Annotated in this window: 21 protein-coding genes and 1 tRNA gene; 8 read left to right on the top strand and 14 right to left on the bottom strand. The window is 34.7% G+C overall.

Going from position 1 to position 23,654, the window contains the following annotated elements; genetic code table 11:
* Positions 1 to 6 precede the first annotated feature (6 nt).
* From ACN5J7_RS06715 to ACN5J7_RS06730, 4 genes are all read right to left on the bottom strand, one after another.
* Positions 7 to 3,387 (bottom strand): VCBS repeat-containing protein, encoded by a 3,381-nt coding sequence (locus tag ACN5J7_RS06715; RefSeq protein ID WP_418603307.1) that lies wholly within the window; start codon positions 3,385 to 3,387, stop codon positions 7 to 9.
* 224 nt (positions 3,388 to 3,611) lie between these two features.
* On the bottom strand, positions 3,612 to 5,108 hold the full coding sequence (locus ACN5J7_RS06720; protein WP_311940381.1) for a SusD/RagB family nutrient-binding outer membrane lipoprotein: 1,497 nt from the start codon (positions 5,106 to 5,108) through the stop codon (positions 3,612 to 3,614).
* A gap of 27 nt (positions 5,109 to 5,135) precedes the next feature.
* Positions 5,136 to 8,342, bottom strand: a complete 3,207-nt coding sequence (locus tag ACN5J7_RS06725) for a SusC/RagA family TonB-linked outer membrane protein (protein ID WP_418603308.1) — start codon at positions 8,340 to 8,342, stop codon at positions 5,136 to 5,138.
* Positions 8,343 to 8,602: 260 nt separating this feature from the next.
* The gene (locus tag ACN5J7_RS06730; protein ID WP_311940377.1) at positions 8,603 to 9,613 is read right to left on the bottom strand and encodes a LacI family DNA-binding transcriptional regulator; all 1,011 of its coding nucleotides are present in this window, start codon (positions 9,611 to 9,613) and stop codon (positions 8,603 to 8,605) included.
* Between the two features lie 376 nt (positions 9,614 to 9,989).
* On the opposite strand from ACN5J7_RS06730, the gene ACN5J7_RS06735 reads away from it, so the two are divergent.
* The 6 genes from ACN5J7_RS06735 to ACN5J7_RS06760 all read left to right on the top strand — a co-directional run bounded on the left by ACN5J7_RS06735 (position 9,990) and on the right by ACN5J7_RS06760 (position 15,050).
* Positions 9,990 to 10,074: transfer RNA gene (locus ACN5J7_RS06735), tRNA-Leu, on the top strand.
* A 100-nt stretch (positions 10,075 to 10,174) separates the two neighbouring features.
* Positions 10,175 to 11,074, top strand: coding sequence for a MerR family transcriptional regulator (locus ACN5J7_RS06740; protein WP_418603309.1), 900 nt, complete (start codon positions 10,175 to 10,177; stop codon positions 11,072 to 11,074).
* A 45-nt stretch (positions 11,075 to 11,119) separates the two neighbouring features.
* On the top strand, positions 11,120 to 12,583 hold the full coding sequence (locus tag ACN5J7_RS06745) for a phytoene desaturase family protein (protein WP_418603310.1): 1,464 nt from the start codon (positions 11,120 to 11,122) through the stop codon (positions 12,581 to 12,583).
* 4 nt (positions 12,584 to 12,587) lie between these two features.
* Positions 12,588 to 13,427 carry a phytoene/squalene synthase family protein gene (locus ACN5J7_RS06750; RefSeq protein WP_418603311.1) on the top strand — a complete coding sequence of 280 codons (840 nt, stop codon included), beginning with the start codon at positions 12,588 to 12,590 and terminating at the stop codon, positions 13,425 to 13,427.
* 9 nt (positions 13,428 to 13,436) lie between these two features.
* Positions 13,437 to 13,886: a sterol desaturase family protein gene (locus tag ACN5J7_RS06755; protein ID WP_418603312.1), complete on the top strand. Its 450-nt coding sequence runs from the start codon at positions 13,437 to 13,439 to the stop codon at positions 13,884 to 13,886.
* A gap of 15 nt (positions 13,887 to 13,901) precedes the next feature.
* Complete coding sequence (locus tag ACN5J7_RS06760; RefSeq protein ID WP_418603313.1) at positions 13,902 to 15,050, top strand: lycopene cyclase family protein; 1,149 nt, start codon at positions 13,902 to 13,904, stop codon at positions 15,048 to 15,050.
* A gap of 35 nt (positions 15,051 to 15,085) precedes the next feature.
* On the opposite strand, the gene ACN5J7_RS06765 is transcribed toward ACN5J7_RS06760, so the two are convergent.
* The 9 genes from ACN5J7_RS06765 to ACN5J7_RS06805 all read right to left on the bottom strand — a co-directional run bounded on the left by ACN5J7_RS06765 (position 15,086) and on the right by ACN5J7_RS06805 (position 20,284).
* Complete coding sequence (locus tag ACN5J7_RS06765) at positions 15,086 to 15,442, bottom strand: hypothetical protein (protein ID WP_311940365.1); 357 nt, start codon at positions 15,440 to 15,442, stop codon at positions 15,086 to 15,088.
* On the bottom strand, positions 15,439 to 15,768 hold the full coding sequence (locus ACN5J7_RS06770; protein ID WP_311940363.1) for a hypothetical protein: 330 nt from the start codon (positions 15,766 to 15,768) through the stop codon (positions 15,439 to 15,441). The genes ACN5J7_RS06765 and ACN5J7_RS06770 overlap by 4 nt, the downstream gene beginning before the upstream one ends.
* An 82-nt stretch (positions 15,769 to 15,850) precedes the next feature.
* Positions 15,851 to 16,813, bottom strand: a complete 963-nt coding sequence (locus ACN5J7_RS06775; protein ID WP_418603314.1) for a D-2-hydroxyacid dehydrogenase — start codon at positions 16,811 to 16,813, stop codon at positions 15,851 to 15,853.
* 69 nt (positions 16,814 to 16,882) lie between these two features.
* On the bottom strand, positions 16,883 to 17,443 hold the full coding sequence (locus ACN5J7_RS06780) for a TlpA family protein disulfide reductase (protein ID WP_418603315.1): 561 nt from the start codon (positions 17,441 to 17,443) through the stop codon (positions 16,883 to 16,885).
* Positions 17,444 to 17,603: 160 nt separating this feature from the next.
* Entirely contained in the window at positions 17,604 to 18,035 is a 432-nt protein-coding gene (locus ACN5J7_RS06785) for a DUF5606 domain-containing protein (protein ID WP_418603316.1), read from the bottom strand.
* 58 nt (positions 18,036 to 18,093) lie between these two features.
* Positions 18,094 to 18,684: a peptide deformylase gene (def, locus tag ACN5J7_RS06790; RefSeq protein ID WP_311940354.1), complete on the bottom strand. Its 591-nt coding sequence runs from the start codon at positions 18,682 to 18,684 to the stop codon at positions 18,094 to 18,096.
* A 111-nt stretch (positions 18,685 to 18,795) separates the two neighbouring features.
* Positions 18,796 to 19,386, bottom strand: a complete 591-nt coding sequence (locus tag ACN5J7_RS06795; protein WP_311940352.1) for a T9SS type A sorting domain-containing protein — start codon at positions 19,384 to 19,386, stop codon at positions 18,796 to 18,798.
* A gap of 66 nt (positions 19,387 to 19,452) precedes the next feature.
* Positions 19,453 to 19,863, bottom strand: a complete 411-nt coding sequence (gene ruvX, locus ACN5J7_RS06800) for a Holliday junction resolvase RuvX (protein WP_311940349.1) — start codon at positions 19,861 to 19,863, stop codon at positions 19,453 to 19,455.
* Between the two features lie 103 nt (positions 19,864 to 19,966).
* Positions 19,967 to 20,284: a hypothetical protein gene (locus ACN5J7_RS06805; protein ID WP_311940347.1), complete on the bottom strand. Its 318-nt coding sequence runs from the start codon at positions 20,282 to 20,284 to the stop codon at positions 19,967 to 19,969.
* Positions 20,285 to 20,610: 326 nt separating this feature from the next.
* On the opposite strand from ACN5J7_RS06805, the gene ACN5J7_RS06810 reads away from it, so the two are divergent.
* Positions 20,611 to 21,426 carry a 2,3,4,5-tetrahydropyridine-2,6-dicarboxylate N-succinyltransferase gene (locus ACN5J7_RS06810; RefSeq protein ID WP_418603317.1) on the top strand — a complete coding sequence of 272 codons (816 nt, stop codon included), beginning with the start codon at positions 20,611 to 20,613 and terminating at the stop codon, positions 21,424 to 21,426.
* Positions 21,427 to 21,527: 101 nt separating this feature from the next.
* Complete coding sequence (locus ACN5J7_RS06815) at positions 21,528 to 22,583, top strand: glycosyltransferase family 9 protein (protein ID WP_418603318.1); 1,056 nt, start codon at positions 21,528 to 21,530, stop codon at positions 22,581 to 22,583.
* Here ACN5J7_RS06815 and ACN5J7_RS06820 read toward each other — a convergent pair.
* The gene (locus ACN5J7_RS06820) at positions 22,580 to 23,623 is read right to left on the bottom strand and encodes a beta-1,6-galactofuranosyltransferase (RefSeq protein WP_418603319.1); all 1,044 of its coding nucleotides are present in this window, start codon (positions 23,621 to 23,623) and stop codon (positions 22,580 to 22,582) included. The two genes, ACN5J7_RS06815 and ACN5J7_RS06820, sit on opposite strands and share 4 nt — an antisense overlap.
* Between the last annotated feature and the right edge of the window lie 31 nt (positions 23,624 to 23,654).

The following is a 23,654-nucleotide window of genomic DNA, read 5'->3' on the forward strand; positions in this document are numbered from 1 at the left end:
TAGGATTTACTCGTACTTAATTATTTTTATTGGGCCATCATTAATTCCTACAACCATGTGTTTTTTTCCATTTATATGAATGGTTTTTAGTTTTTTAACATCATAAGGCAAACTTAATCCACTCTCTTGCATGGCAACCTCGCTAAACGTACAGTCTCCATTTCCTTTTAAAAACAAGCCTACGCTTGCATCGTTTCGAGGGGTTTCAACTTCTGATCCGTACATGTTACCGGCTATGATAACATCTTTTTTTCCATCGTTGTCAACATCGTCGATAATAATTCCGTTTATAGATGACAATTGAGCCATTCTTGGTAATTCATGGATTTTAAATTTTCCATTGCCCAAATTTTCCAAGCAAATACTGCTGAATGTACTTGCTTTGTATTCTAAGGATTGATTTAACAAATCGGAACTATAAACATCAATTAAACTTGCTCCAGCAAATTCGTTATAGCTTTTAAATTTCTTTTTTAACTCAGGTATTTGTTGGGTTGAGCACGAGCGCCCTCTTAACGGATAGTGTTCGCCATAATTATAATAGCCCAGAACAATATCGTTTTTACCGTTTTGGTCAAAATCGCCATAGTTAACGGTAAAGGGCTCTTCAGTGCTGGCTTTATACTTATAATTTAAGCCAAGGTTTCCAATAATATAATCGCCATCGCCATCGTTATCGATATCTGCCGATGCAATACTGTACCACCATCCGGTAGTGTTTGAAAGATTGGAATTGGTATTGATATTTTTAAAATGACCCTTGTTGTTTTCAAAAATTGTAACGGGCATCCATTCGCCAACTAAAATCAAATCCAAATCATTGTCGTTGTCATAATCTGTCCAATTAGCATCTGTTACCATGCCTAAGCTTTGAAATTCATCATTGACTATTTTTTCAAAAGTTAAGGTTCCGGTTTCTTTTAAATTATTTTTAAGCAAATAACTATCTGCCGGTTCGGGGTATCTACCGGGAACTTGCCTGCCGCAAACAAAGAGGTCGATATCGCCATCGCCATCGTAATCGGCTCGAATTACTTTTCCGCCACTAGCTCTTAATTCAGGCAAAGCATTCTTAGCTAATGTAAATTTTCCCGAGCCATCATTAAGGTATAATCGATCTTGATATAACCCGTTACCTGCATCGTATTCGTTACCTCCACTTGAAACATACAAGTCTAAATCACCATCTAAATCGGCATCAAACAAACATGCGCCCATATCTTCGTGGTACACGTAACTTTTATAGAACTCATCGCTTAATTGCGTAAACTTCCCTGATTCATTCTGGATAAAAAAACTACCATTTTCTCCCACGGAACCGCCAACGAAAAAGTCTTCTCTTCCGTCATTATTTATATCGCCAACCGCTAAACTAGGCCCGAGAACCGACATTTTGTGCGGCATGAGCACTTCTCTTTCATAATCATCAAAAATGTTTTCTTTATGTGTGTGATTCATGTCCAAAGCTTCGGTAACATCTTCAAAAATCGTATTTGAGGGTGCTTTTACGGTTAAATCGGGAAACGATTTTAAGTCCGATCTGTCCAAAACAAGTGTTTGGTTGGTTTTTACTTTATTAATAACCGACCGACCACCATTGTACCATTGTATAACCAGGCTATCTACTTTTTTAACAGACCCTAAACCAAAATGAATGATATCTTCGCTACTTGAATAAAACCCTCTGGCGCTGGTTAATTCGCCTACTTGTTGGTTAACGTTGTAATACGCGGTTGTGCGTGTACCAAAGAAACTTTTGTGCTGGTTGTTGTCTTTAAATTTTATATTTAAATAATTGTTTTTTAGTAATTTATTTGAATGGTTTTCATAAACGAATGCCTCATCGTCCACGTTATTAACCACCAAATCTAAATCGCCATCGTTATCCAAATCGCCATAAGCGGCACCAGATGAAAAAGAGTTTTGATTTAAACCCCATGATTTCCCCGCTTTTTCGAATTTTAAATCGCCCTTATTTTTAAAGGTGTAGTTTGGTAGTTTTTGCTCCGGGAAAAAACCCAGCATTTTTTCAATTGAAACTACTTTTTTTAATTCCGGCACATTATTTACAAGGTTTTTTGATGGATGTTTTTCTGATAGTTCATTTAAATACTCATCTATCTTTTTTAAGGCATCGGTATTTCTAACGTCGCGTTTTATTCCGTTTGTAACAAAAAGGTCTTTAAAGCCATTATTATCAAAATCGGCAAATATTGGCGACCAGCTCCAATCGGTACTAGATGCACCTATTAATTGGCCTACATCGCTAAAAAGCAAATCGCTGGTTTTGGTTAAGCCCCTATTTAATTGTATGGTGTTGTACATATATTGATAGTGGCCATTTAAATTGACAATATTCCAAAATTCTTGGGGATTCATGCCCGACATATTCGATTTAATCCTGAAGTTATCTTCGGCAACCATATCGACAACTGCGAGGTCTAAAAGACCGTCGTTATTAATATCGCCAACATCGGTACCCATACTAAAAAACGAAATATGGCTTAAATACTCATTAATTTTATTTGAAAACGTACCGTCTTGATTATTAATGTATAAAAAGTCAGGGCCTTCATAATCATTAGCCACATATAAATCTGGCCAACCATCATTATTAAAATCTGCGGTAACGGCACTAAGGCCATATCCCACATTTTCCAATCCTGCGCTTTTGGTAACCTCTTCGAAAATCCCATTGTTATTTTTCAAAAATCGATAAGTTAATTTTGGGTCTAACCAGTTTTTTCCTTTTAAGTTGGACAACATGGAAGGGTTTGGAGCTTGGTTGATTAAAAACAAGTCGAAATCGCCATCTTTGTCATAATCAAAAAAATTGGCGTGCATGCTTCTCCAAGGATCATTTACGCGATAAGTTGCGGCCGATTCGGTAAAAGTTAAATCGCCGTTATTAATGTACAATTCGTTTATTCTTAAATCGGGCCTGTCATCATATAAACTTTTACAAACGTAAATATCTTTATATCCATCGCCGTTAATATCAACAATACTCACGCCTGTTGACCATCCGCCTCGATTTAAAATTCCTGCGGATTGGGTAATGTCTTTAAACTTAAAATCGCCTAGGTTTAAATAAAGCTTATCTTCAACCTGATTTCCGGCAAAATAAATATCTGGTAACCCATCATTATTAAAATCGCCAATAGCAACACCGCCACCGTTATAAAAGGCTTCATAGATCAACACATTTGCCTCTGGAGTATCTTCAATTACATTATTAAAAGATATCCCTGTACTCGATGATTCCTTTAATTCAAAAAGCGTATTATTTTTAATATCACCATTAAAATTCTGAGAATTTAAAATAGTATTGGTAAACGCAATTAGCGCGATCAAATAGGCTGTTTTATTTTTAAATATAACATTCATTTATACAAGCTATAATTATTTTATACGGTTTGATAAATCTACAACATAAGGCAATTTATTCAAAAAGCTAGTTAGTAAATAATTAATTTGTTCAGCATAAAAAATTCTAAAAAAAAAGGCAGATCTATTGGTAAGGTCTACCTTTTTTAAACTAACTCTAAAAAACTAACTAAATCGGTCTTTAAGTATGAAAAAAGGCGATTTATTTTTATGGTCCAAATTATTTAATTTTTATCCCACCAAATTCTGGTAGTATATTCATTTGGACCTTGATTTGCAATGGCTGCATTTACATTATCTCCATTTACACTAAACTCAACAATAGGATATTTCATTCGTCTAGCAATAGTTCCACCTGTAGCATTTCCAGGATAGTTTACTGGCGTTAATACAGGATATCCAGTACGTCTCCAGTTTGAAAAGCCTTCCCATGGATTTAAGAATGTTGCAGCCCAAAACTGTTCACCTATCACTTCCAAAGCATTTCCTGCATCATATGGATTGGCTGCTAAATACGCATCTACATCACCAGTGCTAGGTGCTGCTACACCATAAAAGCCCCAGTTTGCCATAGCGGCGCGAACACCGTTGTTATAATGGGTCTCGGCATCTCCTGTGTGCCATCCGCGAACAGCCGCCTCGGCTAGCATAAATTCTACTTCGGCATAGGTTATAAACATTGAAGGTGAATCCTGTAGCACTAACGCTGGATTGACTTGCGAATAATCCAAAAGATCTCCTCCCGCTGGTCCAGATGATGCCAGTGTGGTAGGATCTAATCCGTTTGGTAAACCTTGGTGCGGTCCGCCAGATTCTACCCAAGATAGTATATCCAATCTAGGATCGTTACGGTCTTCCATCCAGCTGACAAAGGTATCGCTCAATCTCATAAATTTATCGGCTTCAAACGAGTCTCCAATAGGACTTGTAACTCCTCCTATTTCGTGCTCTACTTTGGCCACATCATTTACGCTAGTCATAACACCACCTGTAATCGCTTTTTTAACCCATGCTTCCGAAGCGGCTGGGTCTACTTTTGATAACCTAAGCCCTAATCTTAACATCATTGAATAGGCTAATTTTCTCCATTGCGTAATATCACCACCATACATAACATCTTGTGAACCCGGATTTTCGGCTGAACCACTTAATTGTGCCGCAGCAGCCTCCAATTCACTAAGCATGTCTAGGTAAATGTCTTGTTGTCTATCGTAAGCTGGAAACCAATTATTGCTTAAAAAGCCTTGGCCTGCTTCAGAATACGGAATGTCGCCATACATATCTGTTACCTTATGAAAAGACATTACCTTTAAAATACGTCCCATAGCGTTGTAGTTTACAGCTTCCGGATCTTCGGCTGTACGCGCTACAAAATCGACAACTTCTTTACATTCCTGTAAAAAATATCTATCGTACAAAGCATAGCTATAATCAATAAAGTCTATGTATTTATCTCCTGGCAATAAACTTGTAGCGATGTTAACATCGGCTAGTTGCTGAATGGATGATAACCCCCAACCTAGAGCGACTCTACGCATTTCGTATCGCCCACCGGGAGCATCTAATTGTACTTCTGTGAGTTGAAGTCCATATGGCAGGTCTTCAATTGCATTAGGATTTTCATTCAATTCCGCTAATTCGTCTGCACATGATGTGATAGAAAAAGCCATAATTGCCACGAAAAAATATGCAATTTTTATGCTAATTTTATTTATTTTCATAATACTATATATTTATTTTTTTTATTACTAAAAAGTAAGATTCACATTAAATCCAAACGTGGTTGACTGTGGCATCGCGAAGAAATCCAATCCTTGTGCATTGCTGGCGTTATAGCTGGATTCCGGGTCAATATTATCAACGTTTGAGTGAATTAACCAAAGGTTTCGTCCTACTGCCGAAATACTTGCCTTACGTATAAAGGTTTTATCCAAGAATTTTGAAGGCACATTATAGCCAATCGATAGTTCTCTTAATTTTACAAATCCTGCATCGTAAATAAATTCTTCTGCAATATCGTTGAAAATTTTAGTGTAATAATTTCTAATTTCACTTGCTGGGTTTCCGCCAAGGCCTGTTTCACGACCAACCAAGGTGTTTTTATGTACCCCTCTTCGGTATAATTGCTGATTGGTTCCACTATGCCCTACTGCTCCATCTCGCATATCGATTAAGAAACTTAAACGCCAATCTTTATATTTAAAACTGTTTTGTAAACCGGCATTAAATGGATGTACACCCGTACCAAAAGCAACCGTACCGGCATCAGTATCTACTTGCGGCAATCCGTTGGCATCCAATGCTATTTCGCCATTAGAATCCCTGAGGTATTGGCTTCCCGTAATTTGCCCGAAAGGCTTGCCTTCAATATGTGTTACCCAAGCATGTCTGGCTCTACTTAACCCTATATTAAATCGCTCATCGTCATTTTCAGGGTCAACCAAACTAATCACTTTACTTTTATTATAGCTCATGTTAAATGAAACATCCCACTTAAAGTTTTCTGTTACAACAGGTGTTCCTGTTAGTAAAAGCTCAACTCCTTTATTAGAAAGTTCACCAATATTTACTACCGTTGAATTATATCCAGAAGTATAAGAAATTCCAGCATTTAGAATATCGTCCTCGGTTTTTTTGTCGTAGTATGAAAAATCTACCCCTAACCTATTGTTTAAAAGCTGAACGTTAAAACCTAATTCCAACTCTGTTACAAGTAGCGGGTTAAGGTTTGCATTTCTTACAGAGCTACCACTTAAAGCGCCACGAGGAATACCCAATTGTGCTCTTCCTAAACCATAGTTCTGATTTAAAGAATATGCACTAATGTCTCCTACCCCACCTACTTGAGCCCAAGAAGTTCTCACTTTGGCATAATCGAATATTTCAGGTAGATTAAGAACATCTGATAAAACAGCACTTAATCCAACCGATGGGTAAAAAATATCTCTCCCATCCAATACAGAGAACCAATCATTTCTAGCTGAACCTGTTAAAAACAGCCAATTATTATATGAAATTTCGGCTTGACCGTAAACAGAATGTGATCCTAATTTTGCAAAAGAGCTACTACCTCCGTTATTAATTCCATTTGCTATAGAATAGAAAAATGGTAAGGCAAAGTTATTACCGTAAGCGTAAGTTCCATCTTCTTGCAATCTCATTTTATTAGCACCTGCTAAGAAATCATAGGCAATACCATTATCGAATTCATGATTTGAACCTACCATGATGTCAAAATTTGTTTGTTTGTATTTGTATTGACCTTGATTCATTCCGCCATTTAAATTATGTCCGGTTCCCGTTGGAAAAACATCTTCAGTTAAACGATCAGATTGATCAATTCCTCCTCTAGCTTTAACATACACCCACTCATTAACTTCATACTGAAAAGAAGAACTTGCAATTAAACGATTCTTGGAAATATTATTTGTTTGTTGATATGCTGCCCAATAAGGATTTTGCATCCAAATGGAGCTAGTTGGCAACAACTCATAGCCTTTTTGTCCCATGGTAGAACCATATAAATGAGTTGCATCTTCGGCATTGGCTCCCAACCTGTTAGGATCTCCTCTTAAATCAAGAATGTTTGTTGTAACTGGTAATTGCCAAACGGTATAGTGCGCATTCCATGGGGAATCCGCTAACTGAGGTCTGTTTCTTACATCCTGTAAAATGTATTGTGCACTGGTTTGAAATGATAATTTATCATTCAATGCTTTACCATGCATATTAACACTTAAGGTTTGTCTTTTCAACCCGGAATTGGGCATAATACTTTCGTTTTCCATATTAGAAGCAGAAAATCTATAACCTATATTATCTGAACCACCACTTAATGCAATGGTATTTGTAAATGTGCTACCGGTTTTGTAGAATTTATCAAAATTGTTTCCTGAATAGGAATACGGTCTGCTTACCCCATCAAATTGAATTACACTCGATCCATCTAATTTGGCTCCCCACGAAAATTCGCCGGCATCCCAAGCCTCCGCCTGTGTTGCTGGTTTCTGGCCTAAAAGCCCAGAGCCATATTCCGTTTGAGGGTCTAAATGATTAATCGCTTCTTCAAAAACATAGTTCGAATTAACCTCTACTTGAAGCCCCTGATTGGTTTTACCTTTTTTAGTTGTTATCAAAATAACACCATTGGATGCTTGAGATCCATAAAGTGCTGCTGCAGAATTACCTTTTAACACAGACATGGTTTCGATATCATCCGGATTGATATTACCAATACCATCACCACCATCAGATCCGCCCCATTCGCCGGCAGAACCTCTATTGGTATTATCAATAGGAATCCCATCAATAACATATAATGGTTGGTTATTACCTGTTAATGAAGAGTTACCACGAATTAAAACACGTGCAGTTCCACCAGGTCCCGATGCCGGTTTTGTTACATTTACACCAGCTACCTTACCGGCTAAACCATAAGCAACGTTGGTTTCTCTATTTTCGGTAAAATCATCACCATCAATTTTTGTAATGGAATAGGCCAAAGATCTTTTAGACCTTTTAATCCCTAAAGCGGTTACGACAACTTCATTTAATCCTTCAGCAGATTCCAATAATGTTATATTGATTTCTGTTCTTCCATCAATGTTTATTTCTTGTTCCGCAAAACCAATAAAAGAAACTACCAAGGCTGTTACACCGTCGGGCACCTTTATTGTGTAGTCTCCATCAAAATTGGACACCACACCAACCGAAGTTCCTTTGGCTAATACGTTAGCACCTGGTAGTGGCGCTCCGTTCTTGTCGGTAATTGTACCCGTAATAATAACCTCCTGAAAAACATTTTCAGAAACGCCATCTCCTAAAGCGGGCAACAAATTAATATTTGCATACATATTACATGTAGCAAACACTAATACCAGTAACAAATAACTGGTTTTTAATTGTTTGTAAGGCTTTTTTAATAAAAGAAACCTGCAGAGTTTAAGTTTTTTCATACTAAGTATGGTTTTAAATTAGTTAAGGAGGAGTTTTATAGCCTCCAATTGGTTAATAGTTGATTGCTAAATCGATTTAGCGAATTATGATATAAAAAAAACACTTTAATTGTTCTGAACTTAAAATCATTAAAAATGTATTGCTAAATCCATTTAGCTTACAATAATATATAATTATTTGTTAAAATCCTAATTGAATTTTCAATAAAACGATGGGTTCTGATTTTTTAATTCCTCTAAACAGAGCAAACCGCCCTATTTTAGTTAAGTTTATCTATAAGTCTTGCTGTTAATACTTTTTTTTCATTCAGTTGAGAAACTGAATTTATTTGGCGCATTAACAGCCTCATTGAAACTTCGCCTAATTTTTCAACTTGTTGAACTGCGGAAACATAAGGAATATCCAATAACTCCAAATATCTAGAACTGTCAAAACAACCAATTCCCAAATTTCTACCACTTAACTTGTTGTATTCCCTAATGATCTTTCCGCCTTCAATGGCCATGGTATTGTTAAAGAAAAAAATCGAGTCAATATTGTGGTTCTCTATCAAATCCTTAACATTAGATTCTATTTCTTTCTCATTATTAATATGGGAAACCTCTCTAATTATTTGGTGATTGAGTTCTAATTCAAACTCTTCAAGTGCTTGAACATACCCTTGATATCTGTACATCACCACCGAAGAATCCGTTCCGTGGGTAATGTATCCTATTTTTTTATTGCCATTTTTAATTAACCTTTTTACAATCTCATAAGATCCCGATAAATTATTGGCCACTACGATATTGCTTTCGTTTTCTGAAAAATATCTATCTATTAATACTATGGGAAAGCCATCGTTTTGCAACTTCAATAAATTATCTCGATCGCCTTTGGCTGGAGATATAATTAGGCCATCAATTTTTTTGTCATAAAATAAATTGATCAACTCTGTAGATCTTTTATCACTCTCGTCCGAGCTTCCAAAAATTACATGATACCCATGTTCGGTCGCCTCATCTTCAATGCTACGAGCTATTTTAGAATAAAATGAATTTGAAATATCTGCAACTATAAGTCCAATGGTATTCGATTTTCCCGTTCTTAAAGCTTGAGCCATGGGGTTGGCTTTATAGCCCATTTCATCTGCTTTTTTAAGTATTTTTTCAACCATGGCATCACTTACCCGCATCTCTTTTGCTTTTCCATTCATAACAAATGAAATCAAAGACTGAGAGACCCCTAATTCTTTTGAAATATCCTTTAGACTTACTTTTTTAAAACCCATAGTTTGTTTTTAAATTATGATAACCAGGTTCAACTTAACTCAAATTTTACTTTAACAATTATAGTATTCTTTAAATTGATTAAAGCATTTTTTTCAAAATTATATGAAATTAAGCAAACCTCGTGTATGGTGTGGCTGAAATTATTTTAGGTCTACACCGTCTATTTAACCTTTGTATTAATACTGAATATGAATGAAAACAAATTTGATGTATTAAAAATTCAATAAACCTATCACCTGCTCATCCTAGTTTTTAATAATTGATCAAAAACCTGCGATTGCCTAAAATTCAGAATTAAATTGAAATTTCAAAAATCAGTGACGAAAAAGTTGAGTTTATTCACTTAACTTTCTTTATTTTTGCACTCTTCATTATGCGCACGTGGCGGAATTGGTAGACGCGCTGGCTTGAGGGGCCAGTATCCGTTTAGGATGTGGAAGTTCGAATCTTCTCGTGCGCACTTTTACTTCAAAAAAAAATTCCCATATCAAGTATTTAGTTTTATTTGGCCAATTTATTGATTATTATTTATATTTTTGTTTAACATAAATTAATTATAAATGAACAATATTCAGGTCAACTTCAGCATAAAAGATTTGGAAAACCTTAGCGGTATAAAGGCTCACACCATAAGAATTTGGGAAAAACGCTATAACTTACTTAGCCCAAACAGAACAGAAACCAATATTAGAAATTACAGTTTATCCAGTTTACAAAAACTATTAAACATCTCTTATTTAAACAACAACGGATTAAAAATCTCCAAAATTGCGAATTTAAAAGAAGAAGAAATACCAATAAAAGTTAGAGAAATTGCGTCCAGGGCTCAGGTGGAAGACCATGCGATTAACGCCTTTAAAATGGCCATGATTAATTTTGATCAAGTTCTTTTTTACAACACCTACAATAACCTTATAGAAAAGAAAACCTTTAGCGAAATATTTTACACTGTTTTTCTGCCTTTACTAAACGACGTTGGGTTGCTATGGCAAACAAGCACCATTACACCTGCGAACGAACATTTTATATCCAATCACATAAAACAAAAAATTCTTATAAATATTGAAAGGTTACAAAGTTTAGAACCTAAACCAAAATCAAAAACCTTTGTGCTGTTTTTGCCGGAAAATGAAATTCACGATATTGGTTTGTTATTTATAAACTATCAATTAAGAAGCAAAGGTTACCACACTATTTTTCTTGGCGAAAGCGTCCCCATGGATAGTTTAAAAGATTTACACGAATTTTTTGACGACATCACATTTATATCCTATTTCACAATATATCCTGAAGCAGAAACCATTGAAGATTATTTAAATAAATTTAACGAATTGTTGCTAATAGACAAAACCTCTGATTTTTTGGTTTTAGGACCAAAACTCGCTTCTGTAGAATTATCTAAGCTACCAAAGAAGGTAAATGTGTTTAATTCTATTGAAAACCTGATAAAAGATTTATAATTAATTTGTATTTTTGTTTAATTTTTTTGTATTTTTGTTAAACAATTGAAACAAACAGTAAATATAATAGGCTCAGGATTTTCTTCATTAGCTGCTTCTTGTTATTTAGCACAAGAAGGCTACAGCGTAACCATTTTTGAAAAAAACAAAACTATTGGTGGTCGCGCAAGGCAACTTAAAAAAGACGGATTTGTTTTTGATATTGGCCCTACTTGGTATTGGATGCCCGATGTTTTTGAGCGATTCTTTGCCGATTTTAACAAAAAACCTTCAGATTATTATACATTAGAAAAGCTGAACCCAGCTTACAGCGTTTATTTTGGAAAAAACGATTTTATAACTATTGAAGACACTCTCGAAAAAATTATTCTAGCGTTTGAAAAAGAAGAATCCGGAAGTTCCAATAAACTAAAAAAATTTATTAAAGATGCTAAAGATAATTACGATGTGGCCATAAAAGATTTGGTTTACAACCCAGGAGTTTCTCCATTAGAACTCATCACGCCAACAACCATTAAAAAAATCAATCAGTTTTTTAGCACCATAAAAAGAGATGTTAGAAAAGAATTTAAAAATGAAAGATTGATTAAAATTTTAGAATTCCCCGTTTTATTTTTAGGCGCCAAACCCAGTGACACACCATCGTTTTACAGTTTTATGAATTATGCCGATTTTGGTTTGGGCACATTTCACCCCAAAAAAGGCATGTATCAAGTAATTTTAGCTATGGAAAACCTCGCAAGAGAGCTTGGTGTAACCATTAAAACAAATTCTCCTATTGATAAAATCATCGTTAAAAACAGTGTGGCTAAAGGCATTGTTTCAAACGGTGAAACCTATATTTCTGATATTGTAGTTAGTGGCGCAGATTATCATCATACCGAAACCCTTTTGGAAAAACCATACAGACAGTACTCAGAAAAATATTGGAGCAAAAAAATATTCGCTCCATCTTCCCTACTGTTTTATGTTGGTTTTAACAAGAAACTAAAACATGTAAATCATCACACTTTATTTTTTGATGTAGATTTTGAAACCCACGCCAAAGCGATTTACGATAACCCAAAATGGCCGGAAAATCCACTTTTTTATGCCAGTTTCCCCAGTAAAACCGATTCTAGTACCGCCCCCGAAGGAAAAGAAGCCAGCATATTTTTAATTCCGCTTGCACCGGGTCTTGAAGACACCCAAGAACTTAGAGAGCAATACTTTGAAAAAATAATTACAAGATTTGAAAATTTAACCTCGCAAAGTGTAAAAAACAATATTATATTTAAGGAAAGTTTTTGCATTAACGATTTTATAAACGATTACAATTCATACAAAGGCAACGCTTACGGTATGGCGAATACGCTACTTCAAACAGCCTTTTTAAGACCTAAATTAAAAAGTAAAAAAGTAAGCAATTTGTATTTCACGGGGCAATTAACGGTGCCTGGTCCCGGAGTACCACCATCGTTAATCTCAGGAAAATTAGTGGCAAACCTCGTATCTAAACACTATAGTTAATAACATGAAATCACTTTTTGATACCGTTTCGTATAATTCCAGCAAGCTTGTAACCAAAACGTACAGCACGTCTTTTTCGTTGGCTACAAAAATGTTGCATGGTTCTATCAGAAGTCATATTTATAACATTTATGGTTTTGTGCGTTTTGCAGACGAAATTGTTGACTCTTTCCATAATTACAACAAAGAAGTGCTATTTAATAGATTTAATGAAGATTTAGAACTCGCCTTAAAACATAAAATCAGCTTAAACCCTATATTAAATTCATTTCAACACACCTTTCACAAATACAACATCGATAAAGATTTAGTTGATGACTTTATGAATAGTATGCGAATGGATTTACACAAAACCAAATATTTAACCGAAGAGGAATTTAAAGCATACATTTATGGTTCGGCCGATGTTGTTGGGCTCATGTGTTTAAAAGTATTTGTAAAAGGCGATGCCGAAAAATACAATGAACTAAAGGAAACGGCTATGGCATTGGGCTCTGCGTTTCAAAAAGTGAATTTTTTAAGAGATTTAAAAGCAGACTTTGAAGGATTGAACCGAACTTATTTTCCGAATACAGATTTGAAAAACCTTGATGAAACCTCTAAACAAAACATCATTGATGATATTGAATTGGATTTTGAAAAAGGATTGAGCGGTATAAAAAAGTTGCCTATTGAAGCCAAATTTGGTGTATTTATGGCATACAGATATTACAGACAATTATTGAAGAAACTAAAAAAAACACCAGCTTTACAAATTAAAAATACACGCATTAGAGTTTCAAACCCGAAAAAAGTAGAACTCTTAATGCGAAGTTATGTAAAATATCAACTAAAATTAATGTAATTTTAAGCTATGCAAACTTTACTTTGGATACTTGTTTTTTTAGGCACGTATTGCTTTATGGAATTTATGGCGTGGTTTACACACAAATATATCATGCACGGGTTTTTATGGCATTTACATAAAGACCATCATAAAAAAGACCACGATAGTTGGTTTGAGCGCAACGATTTGTTTTTTATTTTTTACGCCATAGTTAGCATTACCTTTTTTTTGCTCTGGAGGTATAACGATCTTTGGATTGGTCTGCCCATTGGCATTGGCATTTTCGCTTACGGCTTATCGTATTTTATTGTACACGATATTTTTATTCACCAGCGTTTTAAACTCTTTAGAAATGCCAATAATTGGTACGCCAAAGGTGTACGGCGTGCCCATAAAATACACCATAAACACTTAAGCAAAGAAAAGGGCGAATGTTTCGGGATGCTGTTCGTGCCTTTTAAATATTTTAAAAAATAACACCTTTTATATTCGATGTTTGATAAATTCCATTTCGATTACATCATTATAGGAAATGGTTTAGCGGGTTTCCAACTGGCTTTAAAAATGGCTTCCGATGCGTTTTTTAATGATAAAAAAATTGCGTTAATCGACTATTCCGAAAAAATCGTAAACGACAAAACCTGGAGTTTTTGGGAAACCGAACCTTCGCAATGGAATAATATCATTCATAAATCCTGGAGAAAAGCAACGGTAATTACTTCAAAAAAAATCATTGATTTACAGCTAAAGCCCTATGTTTATAAATCCATTCGTTCTATTGATTTTTATAAAGAAGCCAAAGCAAAGCTGAAAAAAAACAATAACATTCATTTTATAATAGACCGTGTGGAATCGGTTAAAGAAGAAAACGGCAGCGTATTTGTTACCACCAAACAAATTACTTTTACAGCTGCCCATATATTTGATAGCCGAATTCCGGAATCCTTTTCAGTAAATTCAAATCACGGTATTTCCATCATTCAACATTTTAAAGGTTGGATCATTAACACTGATTATGATGCGTTTGATGATTCTAAAGTTATTATGATGGATTATCGTTTAAAAGACGGCAACCAAACTACATTCACTTACGTTTTGCCATTCTCGAAAACCGAAGCTTTGGTGGAGTTTACTTATTTTACCGAGCAGCTTGTAGATGAAGAAATTTATGATAAATTCATTAAAACCTATATTAAGGAATATCTGAAAATTGACAATTATACCATTGTTGAAACCGAAACCGGACAAATACCAATGACCAGTTTTCCTTTTGAAAAACACAACACCAGGCGCATCACTAAAATTGGCACAGGCGGTGGTTGGGTTAAAGGTTCTACGGGCTATTCGTTTAAACACACCGAAAAAAAGACTGCAAAAATTATTGAGAATATAAAAGCCAACAAAACGCCTTCAAACCATTTGTTTAAAAGCAAATACAAGTTTTATGATAAAGTGTTTTTAAAGGTTTTAAAAGATGAAAACCATAAAGGCGAATGGATTTTCCAACAGTTTTATGCTGAAAATTCGGTGGAAACCATGTTTAAATTTCTTGATGAGGAATCTTCTTTTTTTGAAGACATAAAAATTATGTCCTCTCTTTTTTCCCTGAGTTTTATAAAGGCTTTTTTTAGAATGCTTTAGTTAAGAACTTGTGGTTTTAAAGTGCGTCTAAAACACTACCAACTTAATCGTTTTTGAAATACATAAAACAGGGCTGAACCTAGAATATACATGACAACATCAATAATATCGCCAGTATAACGGGCATTGTACTGCGGCAACAACCACTCAAAATACAAGGCATAAAATGCTGTTAACGCTATAATAGGTCCCAACGGAATATATAAACTATCGTCGTTTTTTATTATGCGAACTGCCACCAAACATAAACTTAAAACAAAAGGCATACACAGTAAATCACCCAGATAAAAATAGACCCAATTAGGTAATGCCACATGACTTATTTTTGACACATAAATACCAATGGCCATGATGCAAACTATTATAAATAGAGGATGTTTTAAAATCTTCATGCCGCAATAGTTGTTATTATCCAAGCGATAAACATACCAATAGACATTACAACCACCCAAATGGACCTAAGTAGCTTCACAAATGCACGCACAAGAAAAAAACGATGGTCTTTGTATCTTGCATAAAACGACGGGTTGTTTTCTTTTTCCAAACGGCGTCGTTCCAAACGGGCTTCTTCTTCTTTTTTGTAGGCTAATTCACGACGTTTTTTATACGATAAAACCGCATTGCAATTAGAGCAATAATCTCTGTTAACATTATAAATACCACAGTTAAGGCACTTGATATTCCGAATACTCATATTAGCCATTAGTATTAATTGCAAAGGTATTAATAATTAGAAGATCAGAATTGTTTCTGACGAAAAGCAAAAATGGGTTTTACAACAGTTTTATGCTAAAAAACCACTAATTGACCACATTAATTGGGTGGCCGTTTAAATAAGCTTTTAAATTTTCAACTGCAGTTTCCATCATTCTAGTTCGAGATGCTTTTGGCGCCCAAGCAATGTGTGGCGTAATAATACAGTTTTTTGCTTTTAACAAGGGGTTATTTGCTTGTATCGGCTCTGTTGAAACCACATCAACGGCTGCCCCTGAAACTTTACCCGAGTTTAAGGCCTCTTTTAAATCTTCTTCAACTATCAAACCGCCACGGGATGTATTTATTATCATTACGCCATCTTTCATTTTATCAATATTATTTTTGTTGATAATGCCGGTTGTAGCCTCGGTTTGTGGACAGTGCAAACTAATGATATCTGATGATTTCAATAATTCGTCCAGCGAAACATATTTGCAAGTTTCTGTTTCTAATTTCAGGTTTTTGCTTCGGTTATAAGCCAAAATATTCAACCCAAAAGCTTGGGCTATTTTGGCAGTGGCTTGTCCAATTTGCCCAAAACCAATAATGCCCATGGTTTTTCCATCCAACTCTATTAGTGGTGTATTCCAAAAACAAAAATCCAATGATTTGGTCCACTCACCATCTTTTACTGCTTTAGAATGATCGCCAACATGATGGCACATCTCTAACAGTAATGCCATAGCAAATTGCGCAACAGCCTGTGTTCCGTATGTGGGCACATTGGCAACTACAATGCCTAAGGCCTTTGCAACTTCAACGTCGATTATATTGTAACCAGTTGCCAAAACACCAATGTATTTTAAGTGAGGTACTTGTGTTAAAACGGCTTTTGGTAAAGGTGTTTTATTGGTAAAAACAGCCTCTGCATCCCCTATGTTTTTTACTATTTCTTCAGTATCAAAACCCGTTCGGTCATAAACCACCAAATCGCCAAATTGCTCAATGCCTTCCCAACTTAAATCACCTGGATTAAGGGTGTAACCATCTAATACCACAATTTTCATAAATATCCTTTTTTATTGGCATTAAAATTATAGCAAATTTTATGAAAAAAGAAAACATACTAAAGCGTTTTATTTTTTAAGCAACGCATCAATGGTATTTCTAACCGAATCGCTGTTCCAATTGGCAGCACCAGTTTTATCAATTACTACCTTGCCTTGCTTGTCAATTAAAAACGTTCTTGGAATACCTCTCACATCGAAGAAATCTGATCTTGAAGCTTCATTATAAACCTTAAAAGTATAGTTGTTTTTTTCTAAATACGAATTTATTTTTTTGAATGATTCATCTGAAACAAATACAAACTCAATTTTATCGTTATAGTCATCATAAAGTTTTTGAAGACTTGGCATTTCCGCAATACACGGCGGACACCAAGTGGCCCAAAAATTAATCAATATGACTTTTTCTTTGTTTTCTTCGAAATTAAAAATGGTTCCGCTTTCATCTTTCAACTTCCAATTGTAATCTGCTATACTAGACTGTTTATTATCATCTATTATGGATGGACCAATTAACGCTAAGCCTTTCTGAACAAACACTTTTATAGGCTTTCGGGTTTGCGGAATTAATAATACGGCTACAATGATTAAAAAAACGATGGTACTTTTTTTGGGCTTATTAATTTTCATGATGTATAAAAAATATAATGTAAAAACAACTCCTCAAAACTAACCAAAATAAAGCACTTAAAACACTTTTTATATCCTTACATATCTTAAATTACTCTTAAAAAAAGGCATAAAAAAACCTCCAAATTTTGGAGGTTTCTTCTATTTAAAATAGCTTAAACTATTCTTCTTCATCTTGGGTTTTTGTCTCCTCTTTTTTACCGTCCAACAGCTCTAACATATTGTGTTGTTGCAATAAGTTGTACCATTGCAAAACCTTTTTTATATCGCTTGCATACACCCTATCTTCATCGTATTCTGGCAACACGTTAAAGAAATATTCTTCTAATTTATCTTTACTGTCTTTTGGTTTAATGCTTGTTGGCTCGCCGTTTTCTTTTTCTTTAATCTTCGCCAACACATCTCTTAATGGAATTTCTTCGGTTAAAGTATATATTGCAATTTCGCTTAAAACGCTTACGTTTTGCTGTAAACTTACAGATATACGCTTGTTATCTATTAAGGACTCTGCAACAAAACCGCCTCTGGTTTGCGCAATTAATTTGAATAAACCTGGTTTTCCCGAAATGGCTAAAACTTTATCTAAACCCATAAATTTTTATTTTTTTGAAAGTGGCAAATATCAACTGTTTAATACAATGATGCAACTATTATCGTTTCTTTTTTTGGACCGGAAAACGCATGCGGTAATCGACATTGATTTTTCCTTTGGAAATATTATTTAGTTTTCCTTTTATCAAGCGTTTTTTTAAGCTTGATAATTTGTCGGTGAACAAAATGCCTTCAATATGATCGTATTCATGCTGAATCACTCTGGCAATTAAACCATCAAAAACTTCGGTGTGTTTTTTAAAATGCTCATCCAAATATTCAACCGTAATTTTTGGTTGCCTAAACACATCTTCCCTAACATCCGGAATGCTCAAACAGCCTTCGTTGAATGCCCATTCGTCGCCTTCCTCTTTTATAATTTTAGCGTTGATAAAAACACGTTTAAACCCTTTTAACGCTTTTTGCTCGTCTTCTGAAAGCTCTTCGTCTTCAGAAAATGGAGTTGTATCGACTAAAAACAAACGAATTGGTAATCCTATTTGTGGAGCTGCCAAACCAACGCCAAAAGCATTGTACATGGTTTCGAACATGTTTTCTAGAAGTGCATCTAAATTTGGGTATTCTTTGGTAATATCGGCACATTTCTTTTTTAAAACAGCGTCGCCATAGGCTACAATTGGTAAAATCATTCCGGTTTCAATATTTAATTTTTGCAAAAATACAATACTTACTAGTTAATTAGCGGTTTTTGGGCATAAAAAAAACTCCTTAAAAAGGAGTTTTTTTTATAACAAGTTTCATTACCGCGCTACTACAATTTTTCTAATAGCAGTTGCTTTTTCGGTTGAAATATTCAAGATATAAATGCCATTAGGCAAATGGGCAATGTTAAGTTCCTTATTATCTTGGTTACTCATATTATCTTCAATTATTCTTTTTCCAGTAATATTATAAACACCAATACTGGCCTTTACCGGAAAAGCAAATGACAATTTTAGTGTATTATCGCTTTTAAGTGGATTAGGGGATATTTCCATATTAGCTTCAAGAGTGTTTTTATCTACAGGCAGCGTACCTCCAGAATATGAACAATTGGTATCGAAACCAGATGTTATTGTAAAATCCTGACCAACAATAGCTGGACCGCTTGTAAGGTTATAAACAGATGTAGTTTCGGAGCAGGAAGCTACTTCCAGTGTAAAGGTAGAGGTTCCATTAACCTCAATGCTGGCGGGCCTGTTTACACAAAAAGAGGTTGCCGGCAAGTAAGATAAAAAGATTTTTGTGCCCCCAGAAGAAGTTGTACCTCCACCGTTGGGACAAGGCTCTGCATATGCTAGACTAAAGCTGAATACAGAAATCAATAATAAAATAATGTAATTTTTTTTCATAATAAATAAGGTTAGGTTTTGTAAATAAAAAATTAAAAGTACATATTTTCTTATGATAAAAAAAAATTATTTGGAATATAAATAACTTTGCAAAATAAGTGTGGCGCTAATCTCGTCAATTAGGGCTTTGTTTTTGCGTTGTTGCTTTTTTAAACCACTATCAATCATGGTTTGAAAAGCCATTTTTGAGGTAAAGCGCTCGTCGACCCTAACTATTGGAGTATCAGGGAATTGCTTCTCTAGCTTTATTAAAAATGGTTGTATGAGTGTTTCGCTTTCAGAAGCTGTATTATCCATTTGCTTAGGCTCGCCCACTAAAAACAACTCCACTTTTTCTTTACTTGTATAGTCTTTTAAAAACTGAATAAGTACTTTGGTATCGACAGTGGTTAGACCTGAGGCGATAATCTGCAACTCGTCTGTTACCGCTATTCCAGTTCTCTTTTTACCATAATCTATTGCTAAAATGCGTGCCATAAATACCTTTTGCGCAAAAGTAATGTTTAAAAACAAAAAAGACCGTCTTTACAGACAGTCTTTCCAGTAATTTAACCTTAAATATTAATTTTGAACTTTCTTTTTATGCTACTTTAGCCTTATTTATTTTAGGAAATAACCATTTAATATTTTCAACCTTTCTTACACGGTTTAAATATACTCTGATATCGCTATTAGTTCGTGCTATATTTTCTTTTACTTCGGTAGCTTCAGTTTTATCCGTTTTAACTTCTACTTTATTTACAACATTCTCATCACTTTCAACAGTAATAGTAACATCTTCATTATTGTCAGAAACCGTAATCGTATTTTCAGTTTCAACTTTTACTACAGTATCTTGAGCGTTTGCAAAAGAAAAAGAAAGTAATAAAACTAATAATGTGTAAATCTTTGTTTTCATCAGGTTTATTTGTTTGATGGTTCAAATATAGAAGCGCATTAAAGTTTAACACAATAAATTAGTTATAAGACCTTAGATTCTCGATGATTAGAAAACGGTAGCTTTTTACCGATTAACAGTTCAACAGCATGATTTTATCGATTAAACACAGCAACAATGTGTTTTATCGATTTATTAGTTTATTTAAAAGTAAAAAAGGCCTTTATCTTTTTGAAAAATTCGTTTTATAAAGCTGTAATTTTTACCAAATATGCAACGGATATTATAGCCGTTTCCCTTAGTTTTTCGAATGATAGACATTATATTTGCTTAAAATATAATTACCAATGACAGAATTACAACAAACCATTGAAAACGCTTGGAACAACAGAGATCTTTTAAAGGAAGAATCAACAACCTCTGCCATTAGAAGCGTTATCGAGTTATTAGATAAAGGCGAATTGAGAGTGGCCGAACCAATTACAAACGGATGGCAGGTTAACGAATGGGTTAAAAAAGCCGTGGTTTTATACTTCCCTATTCAAAAAATGGAAACTATTGAAGCTGGGCCCATGGAATTTCATGATAAAATTCCTTTAAAAAGAGGTTATGCAGAAAAAGGCATACGTGTTGTACCGCATGCCGTTGCACGCCACGGAGCCTACATTTCCAGCGGTACCATATTAATGCCCAGTTATGTAAATATTGGTGCCTATGTTGATGAGGGCACAATGGTTGATACTTGGGCAACTGTTGGTAGCTGTGCTCAAATAGGCAAAAACGTACACTTATCTGGTGGTGTTGGTATTGGTGGCGTTTTAGAACCTTTGCAAGCAGCACCCGTAATTATTGAGGACAATGCCTTTATTGGCAGTCGCTGTATAGTTGTTGAAGGCGTTCGTGTAGAGACCGAAGCGGTTTTAGGCGCTGGCGTTGTTTTAACGATGAGTACAAAAATAATAGATGTTACCGGTGATGAGCCAATTGAATATAAAGGTAGAGTACCCGCACGTTCTGTGGTTATTCCGGGCAGTTACGCTAAAGATTTTCCGTCGGGCAGCTATAATGTACCTTGTGCTTTAATAATTGGTAAGCGTAAAGAAAGTACCAACAAAAAAACATCGCTAAACGATGCATTACGCGAGCACGATGTAGCTGTTTAAACCCGCTCTGCTCGTAAATTTCAAAAAGTAAAAAAACCAAATTCCAATAGAAACTTTTATTGGAATTTAGTTTTTGGAATTTGGGATTTTAAATTTGAAGTATGAAAATTTTAGTAATACAACAAAAAATGATTGGCGATGTGCTTACAAGCAGTATACTGTTTGAGGCACTTAGACAGAAATACCCAAACGCCCAATTGGACTATTTGATTAACGAGCATACTTTTCCTGTTGTAGAGCACCATCCGTTTATTGATAATTTTATCTTTTTTACTAAGGAAGCCGAATCTAGTAAACTAGCTCTTTTAAAGCTTGCTAAATCTATTAGAAAGCGTGAATACGATGTCGTAATTGATGTCTATTCAAAGCTTTCCAGTAATTTGATTACGGCTTTTTCTAAGGCAAAAATCAAAATTTCTTATTATAAATATTATAGTTCGCTCTTCTATCAGCATAATATAAAAAGACAACAAAGCACTAATGGAAAATCTGGCTTAGCCATTATTAATAGAATGCAGTTGTTACAGCCTTTAGGAATTGAAGCAACATCGATTAAACCGAAAATTTATTTAACCGATAGCGAGATTTCGAATAGCAAACAATTTTTAAAAAAACATCAAATAGATTTAAACAAACAGTTGTTTATGATTAGTGTTTTGGGTAGCGGTGAAAACAAAACCTATCCGTTTCCTTATATGGCAAAAGTTATTGATGCCATTGTTGAGAAAACCAGTGCACAAATTCTGTTTAATTACATTCCGAAACAAGAAACTGAAGCCAAAGCCATTTTAAGTTTATGCCACACCGAAACCAAAAAGCATATTAAATTTCATGTTTTCGGGAAAAGTTTAAGGGATTTTTTAGCGATAACGCATCATTGCGATGCGGTAATTGGCAACGAAGGAGGCGCTATAAATATGGCGAAAGCATTAAATATCAATACCTTTGCCATTTATTCTCCGTGGATTGACAAAGCCTCGTGGAATCTTTTTGAAGATGAAAACAACCTAAGTGTGCATTTAAAAGATTACTTGCCCGAATTGTACACAAAACCTGAAAAAGAATACAAAAATGAAGCATCAGCTTTATATCAAAAATTTAAACCCGAAATGTTTATTGATAAAATTGAGGATTTTTTAGTGTCACACCAAAATTAACTCTTCAAAGTCTCCAAAGCTTTTTTTACTGCAGTTTCAACAAATTGTCCTTGCATCACTTTTTCTTGAACTTTCAAAACATTGGTTTTCATGGTTTTATAATCGGACTCCGTTACATTTTCTAAAATAGCATTCAAATCCTTTAAATTAGAAACCGCAATGCCCACCTTATTTTCAACTATAAAGCTGGCAATAGCGGCCTTGTCCCAAACAATAACCGGAAGCCCACACAACAAATACAATGAGGTTTTATGCGGATTGTTATATTTTAAATATTCGCCTAAATCGCCGCTACAAGCTTCGGTTGAAATACCATCCCAAACCAAACCAAAATCGGCTTCAATTTTATGCGCAATTTGATCGGAAGGAAAAGCACCTTCATAAAAAATAACAGATTCTTCTTCGCTCACTTTTCGCCTACTTGCATCAAAACCAATACCATATAATTTTAAATGATACTTACTGTTTTCCAAAACATCAAAATCGAAAATATACGCGTTTTTACCTTCGCCAAAACCACCAGCGTAAGCGATATCGTATGTATCTTTTTTAATTCTGTTTATATTCTGGATTGGTTTTTCTTCTGAAACATAATCGAAAATACCCAAAACCACGATAGGTATTGATGTGCCTTGATCTAAAAACCATTGTTTCATGGAATCGTTGTGCACAATTATAACATCGGAGCACACAATTTTAGACAGTTCCTTTTCAACATCTTTTACCCGTCCTTTTAAGCATCTTACATCGTGTACAATCGTAATTATTTTACAACGTTTGAATTTCGCAAAAAACAGGATCAGTTTTCTAAATTTATTATTGGGATATTGCGTGCAAATTGTCGACTTAAACGGCAATCGCAACAAGGCTATGGTAATTCCGAAAAAATTCTTTATCGTACCAACGGCCGAACTAGGGATAGACGATTGTTTAAACCCAAGGTTTTTAAACCCTAAGTTTTGCAATGATATTTCGCAATCGGTTTTTGCTTTTCCTGCGGCATTAAATAACGACTTATAATTTCTGGAAATGTAATACATAAAGGCTGAAAAGTTTTGTTTAGGAAATTAA

This window comes from Hwangdonia sp. (assembly GCF_048381975.1).
Classification (GTDB): domain Bacteria; phylum Bacteroidota; class Bacteroidia; order Flavobacteriales; family Flavobacteriaceae; genus Hwangdonia; species Hwangdonia seohaensis.

Excerpts from the sequence above, each read along its gene's own strand:
- ACN5J7_RS06715 (WP_418603307.1), bottom strand. The coding sequence starts at position 3,387 with ATGAATGTTATATTTAAAAATAAAACAGCCTATTTGATCGCGCTAATT.
- ACN5J7_RS06720 (WP_311940381.1), bottom strand. The coding sequence starts at position 5,108 with ATGAAAATAAATAAAATTAGCATAAAAATTGCATATTTTTTCGTGGCA.
- ACN5J7_RS06725 (WP_418603308.1), bottom strand. The coding sequence starts at position 8,342 with ATGAAAAAACTTAAACTCTGCAGGTTTCTTTTATTAAAAAAGCCTTAC.
- ACN5J7_RS06730 (WP_311940377.1), bottom strand. The coding sequence starts at position 9,613 with ATGGGTTTTAAAAAAGTAAGTCTAAAGGATATTTCAAAAGAATTAGGG.
- ACN5J7_RS06740 (WP_418603309.1), top strand. The coding sequence starts at position 10,175 with ATGAACAATATTCAGGTCAACTTCAGCATAAAAGATTTGGAAAACCTT.
- ACN5J7_RS06750 (WP_418603311.1), top strand. The coding sequence starts at position 12,588 with ATGAAATCACTTTTTGATACCGTTTCGTATAATTCCAGCAAGCTTGTA.
- ACN5J7_RS06755 (WP_418603312.1), top strand. The coding sequence starts at position 13,437 with ATGCAAACTTTACTTTGGATACTTGTTTTTTTAGGCACGTATTGCTTT.
- ACN5J7_RS06760 (WP_418603313.1), top strand. The coding sequence starts at position 13,902 with ATGTTTGATAAATTCCATTTCGATTACATCATTATAGGAAATGGTTTA.
- ACN5J7_RS06765 (WP_311940365.1), bottom strand. The coding sequence starts at position 15,442 with ATGAAGATTTTAAAACATCCTCTATTTATAATAGTTTGCATCATGGCC.
- ACN5J7_RS06775 (WP_418603314.1), bottom strand. The coding sequence starts at position 16,813 with ATGAAAATTGTGGTATTAGATGGTTACACCCTTAATCCAGGTGATTTA.
- ACN5J7_RS06780 (WP_418603315.1), bottom strand. The coding sequence starts at position 17,443 with ATGAAAATTAATAAGCCCAAAAAAAGTACCATCGTTTTTTTAATCATT.
- ACN5J7_RS06785 (WP_418603316.1), bottom strand. The coding sequence starts at position 18,035 with ATGGGTTTAGATAAAGTTTTAGCCATTTCGGGAAAACCAGGTTTATTC.
- def (WP_311940354.1), bottom strand. The coding sequence starts at position 18,684 with ATGATTTTACCAATTGTAGCCTATGGCGACGCTGTTTTAAAAAAGAAA.
- ACN5J7_RS06795 (WP_311940352.1), bottom strand. The coding sequence starts at position 19,386 with ATGAAAAAAAATTACATTATTTTATTATTGATTTCTGTATTCAGCTTT.
- ruvX (WP_311940349.1), bottom strand. The coding sequence starts at position 19,863 with ATGGCACGCATTTTAGCAATAGATTATGGTAAAAAGAGAACTGGAATA.
- ACN5J7_RS06805 (WP_311940347.1), bottom strand. The coding sequence starts at position 20,284 with ATGAAAACAAAGATTTACACATTATTAGTTTTATTACTTTCTTTTTCT.
- ACN5J7_RS06810 (WP_418603317.1), top strand. The coding sequence starts at position 20,611 with ATGACAGAATTACAACAAACCATTGAAAACGCTTGGAACAACAGAGAT.
- ACN5J7_RS06815 (WP_418603318.1), top strand. The coding sequence starts at position 21,528 with ATGAAAATTTTAGTAATACAACAAAAAATGATTGGCGATGTGCTTACA.
- ACN5J7_RS06820 (WP_418603319.1), bottom strand. The coding sequence starts at position 23,623 with ATGTATTACATTTCCAGAAATTATAAGTCGTTATTTAATGCCGCAGGA.